Genomic DNA, 6,003 nt, shown 5'->3' with positions numbered 1-6,003 from the left:
GGGGAACGCGTCGAGCTGGTGCATCGCGCCACCAGCCGCGACATATTCGCGCGCGGCGCGCTCCACGTCGCTGCGCGTCTCCAGGGCCGCGCGCCCGGCGCCTACGGTGTGGCCGACCTGCTCGACTGAGCCCGTTGCGCGGGTCACGGCCGCTCGCGGCGCTGGCTTCGCGGGCACCATGCGTCTAGAATTCCCGCTCGCCTGAAGCCCTTCGTCGGACCGGTCCCGCACCGCGTCCGCGATTTTCTGCAGCCGCGATCCGGCGCCTGCAGGGCTCGGCATCCCGTGGCAGCACAGGCAACCCCCGTGACCCAATCTGCAATCCTCGCGCTCGAAGACGGCACGATCTTCGAGGGCGTCTCGATCGGCGCGCCCGGTCTTTCGGTCGGCGAAGTCGTCTTCAACACCGCGATGACGGGCTATCAGGAAGTCCTGACGGATCCCTCGTACGCGCGACAGATCGTTACGCTGACCTATCCGCACATCGGCAACACCGGCACCACGCCCAAGGACGACGAGGCCCGCGCCGTGTGGCCGGCCGGCCTGATCGTTCGACACATACCGAAGCGCCCCAGCAACTGGCGTTCGCAGGTCGCGCTTCCGCAGTGGTTGGCCGCGAACGGCGTCGTCGCGATATCGGATATCGACACTCGCAAACTCACGCGCATGCTCCGTGACCGCGGCGCGCAGAGCGGCGCGCTGATGGCGGGCGACATCGACGTCGACGTCGCGATCGAGGCCGCGCGCAAGTTCCCCGGCCTGAAGGGCATGGATCTGGCCCGCGAGGTCTGCACGCGCGAGCCGTACGAATGGCGCGAGAGCGAGCTCGACCTCGATCGCGACGAGTTCGCGCGCGCCGACGGTCGCTTCCACGTCGTCTGCTACGACTTCGGCGTGAAGCTCAACATCCTGCGCATGCTTGCCTCGCGCGGCTGTCGCGTGACCGTCGTTCCCGCACAGACATCCGCCGCCGACGTGCTTGCGATGAATCCACACGGCGTCGTGCTTTCCAACGGCCCCGGCGATCCCGAACCGTGCACGTACGCGATCGACGCGACGCGCGAGTTCCTCGCGCGCAAGCTGCCCCTGTACGGCATCTGCCTGGGTCACCAGATCCTCGGGCTGGCTGTCGGTGCACGGACGCTGAAGATGAAGTTCGGTCACCACGGCGCGAATCACCCGGTGCAGGACGTCGACAGTGGCCGCGTGCTGATCACCAGCCAGAACCACGGCTTCGCGGTGGACGAAGCGTCGCTACCCGCGAATGTCCACGTGACGCATCGCTCGCTGTTCGATGGCAGCAACCAGGGCATCGCGCTCACCGACGCGCCTGCCTTCAGTTTCCAGGGTCATCCCGAAGCGAGCCCCGGCCCGCACGACATGGCGCCACTCTTCGACCGCTTCATAACCGCAATGGAAACCGCCCGATGAAGTCGATGTTCTTCGCTGTCGCCCTTGCCGTCAGCCTGCCTGCCAGCGCAGCCGCACCCACCGAGGCGCAGGCGCGCGAGATCGAGCACCTGTTCGGTTTCGACACGATGCTCGGTGTCGTCGTCCAGCACATGGCGGCGCAGATGGACGAACCGTCCATGACGCAGACCCAGAAGTCGTGCGTGGCGTCATCGGTAGGCGCGAGCATCGAGCAGCGCCTGCTGAAGTCGCTGTCGACGTCGTTCGCGGACGGCGAGAACATCGAGGCATGGAAGCGTTTCGGCGCGACCGGGGGCGGCGGCCGCATGCTGAAGCTGTTGCAGGGCACGATGATGGCAGTCGCCAACGACACGAAGGCGCCCGACATCGGGCCCGAGCTCGAAACGTTTTCGCCGTCCGAACGACAGGACCTCGTAGCGTTCATGCAGACGCCGGCTGCGGCAGTCCTGCAATCGGGACTCTCCAAGAACCTGAATCTGGACGGCGCGGAAACGGAGGCCATGCGTCAGCAGGTCGTGGCCGCCTGCGGCCTCCAGAAGCGCTGATTGCCGTAACCGATTCGAGGAATTCAATGCCCAAGCGCACCGACATCAAGACCGTCCTGATCATCGGCGCAGGCCCGATCGTGATCGGCCAGGCCTGCGAGTTCGACTATTCCGGCGTGCAGGCGTGCAAGGCGCTGCGCGACGAAGGCTTTCGCGTGGTGCTGGTCAACAGCAATCCGGCCACGATCATGACGGACCCCGACATGGCGGACGCGGTCTACATCGAGCCGATCACGTGGCAGACGGTCGAGAAGATCATCGCGAAGGAGCGGCCCGACGCCCTGCTGCCGACGATGGGCGGCCAGACCGCGCTCAACTGCGCCCTCGACCTCGCGGACAACGGCGTGCTTGAGAAGTACAACGTCGAGCTGATCGGTGCGTCGCGCGATGCGATCCGGATGGCGGAGGACCGCGAGCTGTTTCGCATCGCGATGCAGGAGATCGGCCTCGAGTGCCCGAAGGCGGAGGTAGCGCGCAACTTCGAGCAGGCGGTCGACATCCAGACCCGCGTGGGCTTCCCGACCATCATCCGGCCCAGCTTCACGCTTGGCGGAACGGGCGGCGGCATCGCCTACAACAAGGAAGAATTCGAGGAGATCGCCAAGCGTGGCCTGGAGCTCTCGCCGGTGCACGAGATCCTCGTCGAGGAGTCGGTGCTGGGCTGGAAGGAGTTCGAGATGGAAGTCGTCCGCGACAAGGCGGACAACTGCATCATCGTGTGCTCGATCGAGAACTTCGATGCGATGGGCGTGCACACAGGCGACTCGATCACCGTTGCTCCCGCGCAGACGCTGACCGACAAGGAATACCAGCGCCTGCGCGACGCCTCCATCGCGGTGCTGCGCAAGATCGGCGTCGATACCGGCGGCTCTAACGTGCAGTTCGGCGTGAACGCGCAGGACGGCCGGGTGGTCGTGATCGAAATGAATCCGCGCGTTTCGCGCTCGTCGGCGCTGGCGTCGAAGGCGACGGGCTTTCCGATCGCCAAGGTGGCCGCGAAGCTGGCAGTCGGCTACACGCTGGACGAGCTGCGCAACGAGATCACCGGCGGGCAGACGCCGGCGTCGTTCGAGCCGTCGATCGATTACGTGGTGACGAAGATTCCGCGCTTCGCATTCGAAAAATTCCCGCAGGCCGACGCGCGCCTCACCACGCAGATGAAGTCCGTCGGCGAAGTGATGGCGATGGGCCGCACGTTCCAGGAATCGCTGCAGAAGGCCTTGCGCGGGCTCGAGACCGGCAAGGTCGGGCTGGATCCCACCGGGCTGGACCTGGCGAGCCCGGAAGATCTGGCGACGATGCGCCGCGAACTCAAGGAGCCGGGCGCCGAGCGCGTGTTCCACATCGGAGACGCATTCCGATCCGGCATGAGCGTCGAGGACGTGCACGCGCTCTCGCATGTCGACCTGTGGTTCCTGGACCAGATCGAAGAGATCATCGATACGGAGAAGGACGTCGCCGCTGCAGGCCTCGCCGCGCTCGACGCGCCGCGCATGCGCGCAGTGAAGCGCATGGGCTTTTCGGATGCGCGCCTGGCCCAGTTGACCGGCACCGACGAGTCGGCCGTGCGCGCCCTGCGTCGCGCGTTCGGTGTACGCCCCGTCTACAAGCGCATCGATTCGTGTGCAGGCGAGTTCGCCACCGAAACCGCGTACATGTATTCCACGTACGAGGACGAGTGCGAGGCGAACCCCACCGATCGCCGCAAGATCATCGTGCTGGGCGGTGGGCCGAACCGCATCGGGCAGGGCATCGAGTTCGACTACTGCTGCGTCCACGCCGCGCTCGCGCTGCGCGACGACGGGTTCGAGACCATCATGGTCAACTGCAATCCGGAGACCGTGTCGACCGATTACGACACGTCCGATCGCCTCTACTTCGAGCCGCTCACGCTCGAAGACGTGCTGGAAATCGTCGATCTGGAAAAGCCCTTCGGCGTGATCGTGCAGTACGGCGGCCAGACGCCGCTGAAGCTGGCGCGGGCGCTCGAGGCCAACGGCGTGCCGGTGATCGGCACGTCGCCTGACAGCATCGACCTGGCGGAGGACCGCGAGCGCTTCCAGAAGCTCGTCGACGACCTCGGCCTCAGGCAGCCGCCGAACCGCACCGCGCGCAATCCCGAGGAAGCGCTCGTGCTCGCGCGCGAGATCGGCTACCCGCTGGTTGTACGTCCGAGCTACGTGCTCGGCGGCCGCGCCATGGAAGTCGTGCACGCGGACACCGACCTGGCGCGCTACATGCGCGATGCCGTGAAGGTGTCGAACGACTCGCCGGTGCTGCTGGATCGCTTCCTCGACCACGCGGTGGAAGTCGATGTCGATGTCATCGCCGACCACGAAGGCAACGTGCTGATCGGTGGCGTGATGGAGCACATCGAAGAGGCAGGCGTGCATTCGGGCGACTCCTCGTGCTCGCTGCCGCCGTACACGTTGTCCGCCGCCACCCAGGATCGACTGCGCGAGCAGGTCGTGGCGCTTGCGCGGGCGCTCAAGGTCGTGGGCCTGATGAACACGCAGTTCGCCATCCAGCAGGAAGCGGACGGGTCCGACACCATCTTCCTGCTCGAGGTGAATCCGCGCGCATCGCGCACGGTGCCGTTCGTGTCGAAGGCGATCGGCATCCCGCTGGCGAAGATCGCGGCGCGTTGCATGGCCGGCATGACGCTGGCGGAGCAGGGCGCGACGAAAGAGGTCGTCCCCGACTACTTCTCGGTGAAGGAAGCGATCTTCCCGTTCGCGAAGTTCCAGGGCGTCGACCCGATCCTCGGCCCGGAGATGCGCTCCACAGGCGAAGTGATGGGCGTGGGCCGCAACTTCGGTGCGGCGATCGCGCGTGCCCACGAAGCCGCCGGTATCCGCGCGCTGCCGGCGACCGGGAAGGTGTTCGTCTCGGTGCGCGATCCGGACAAGGCCAAGCTGGTTCCGGTAGCACAGGAGCTGGCGCATCGCGGCTATACCGTGGTCGCCACGCGCGGTACGGCGGGCTTCCTGAAGTCGCAAGGCGTGTCGTGCGAGGTGGTGAACAAGGTGATCGAGGGCCGGCCGCATGTCGTGGACCTCATCAAGAACGGTGAGATCGTCTACATCGTGAACACGACCGAGGGTCGCCAGGCGATTGCCGATTCATTCTCCATCCGTCGCGAGGCGCTGCAGCATCGCGTCACGTATTCGACGACCGTGTCGGGCGCGCGCGCCTTGCTGCAGTCGCTGGAATACCGCGGCACGGGGCCGGTGTGGTCACTGCAGGAGCTGCACGCCACGATCACCTGACGGTGCCCACCGCGCACCCGCCGGCCGCTCCGTGCGGCCGGACGCGTCTCCACGCTGCGCGGCGCGTTCCGACGCGGCACAATCGGTCATAGACACACGACCCGGCGCCCGCCGCGTCCAAAGGGATCTGCAATGAGAGCTCCAATCACCGCGAAGGGTGCGCTGCGTCTGCGCGCCGAACTCGACAACCTGAAGTCCGTGCAGCGCCCCGCGGTCATCAGCGCGATTTCCGAAGCGCGCGCGCACGGCGACTTGAAGGAAAACGCGGAGTACCACGCCGCGCGCGAACAGCAGGGCTTTATCGAGGGCCGGATCAAACAGCTCGAAGGCGAGTTGTCGCATGCCGAGGTGATCGACGTCTCCAAGCTCAACGCGGGGTCGCGCGTTGTGTTCGGTGCGACCGTCGAGCTGGTCGACGTCGAGACTGACGAGACCCGGACCTATCAGATCGTTGGCGACCTCGAGGCCGACATCAAGCAGTCGCTGATCGCGATCTCGTCGCCCGTTGCACGCGCGATGATCGGCAGGCACGAAGGCGATCCGATCACGATCGAGGCGCCGGGTGGAACGCGCGAATACGAAATCGTGAGCGTGCGCTACACCGGCTGATCCATGCGCCGCGCCACCCTCGTGTTGCCCCGGCGCGATCGTTTCGCGGGTGAAGCGCTGCCTGCGCATGTCGCGCGGGCGCTCGGGCGCGCGGACCGAAGCCCCGGCGCCACGGGCATTGACGCGCTGTTCGATGTGCTGCCTCGCGG

General features: G+C 66.5%; 5 protein-coding genes. All 5 read left to right on the top strand.

Going from position 1 to position 6,003, the window contains the following annotated elements:
* Nucleotides 1–129, top strand: a 129-nt coding sequence (locus FW784_RS11905) for a dihydrodipicolinate reductase C-terminal domain-containing protein (protein ID WP_328592729.1), incomplete at its 5' end; no start/stop codon positions are given.
* A gap of 177 nt (nucleotides 130–306) precedes the next feature.
* Nucleotides 307–1,431, top strand: a complete 1,125-nt coding sequence (carA, locus tag FW784_RS11900) for a glutamine-hydrolyzing carbamoyl-phosphate synthase small subunit (protein WP_149353559.1) — start codon at nucleotides 307–309, stop codon at nucleotides 1,429–1,431.
* Nucleotides 1,428–1,976, top strand: coding sequence for a hypothetical protein (locus tag FW784_RS11895; protein WP_149353558.1), 549 nt, complete (start codon nucleotides 1,428–1,430; stop codon nucleotides 1,974–1,976). Before carA ends, FW784_RS11895 begins: the two co-directional genes overlap by 4 nt.
* A gap of 26 nt (nucleotides 1,977–2,002) precedes the next feature.
* Entirely contained in the window at nucleotides 2,003–5,245 is a 3,243-nt protein-coding gene (gene carB, locus FW784_RS11890; RefSeq protein WP_149353557.1) for a carbamoyl-phosphate synthase large subunit, read from the top strand.
* 132 nt (nucleotides 5,246–5,377) lie between these two features.
* Nucleotides 5,378–5,854, top strand: a complete 477-nt coding sequence (greA, locus tag FW784_RS11885) for a transcription elongation factor GreA (RefSeq protein ID WP_149353556.1) — start codon at nucleotides 5,378–5,380, stop codon at nucleotides 5,852–5,854.
* Nucleotides 5,855–6,003 lie beyond the last annotated feature (149 nt).

Origin of the sequence: Cognatilysobacter lacus (assembly GCF_008274655.1) — a bacterium.
Taxonomy (GTDB): Bacteria; Pseudomonadota; Gammaproteobacteria; order Xanthomonadales; family Xanthomonadaceae; genus Cognatilysobacter; species Cognatilysobacter lacus.
This window is presented reverse-complemented; position numbering and strand designations above follow the sequence as displayed.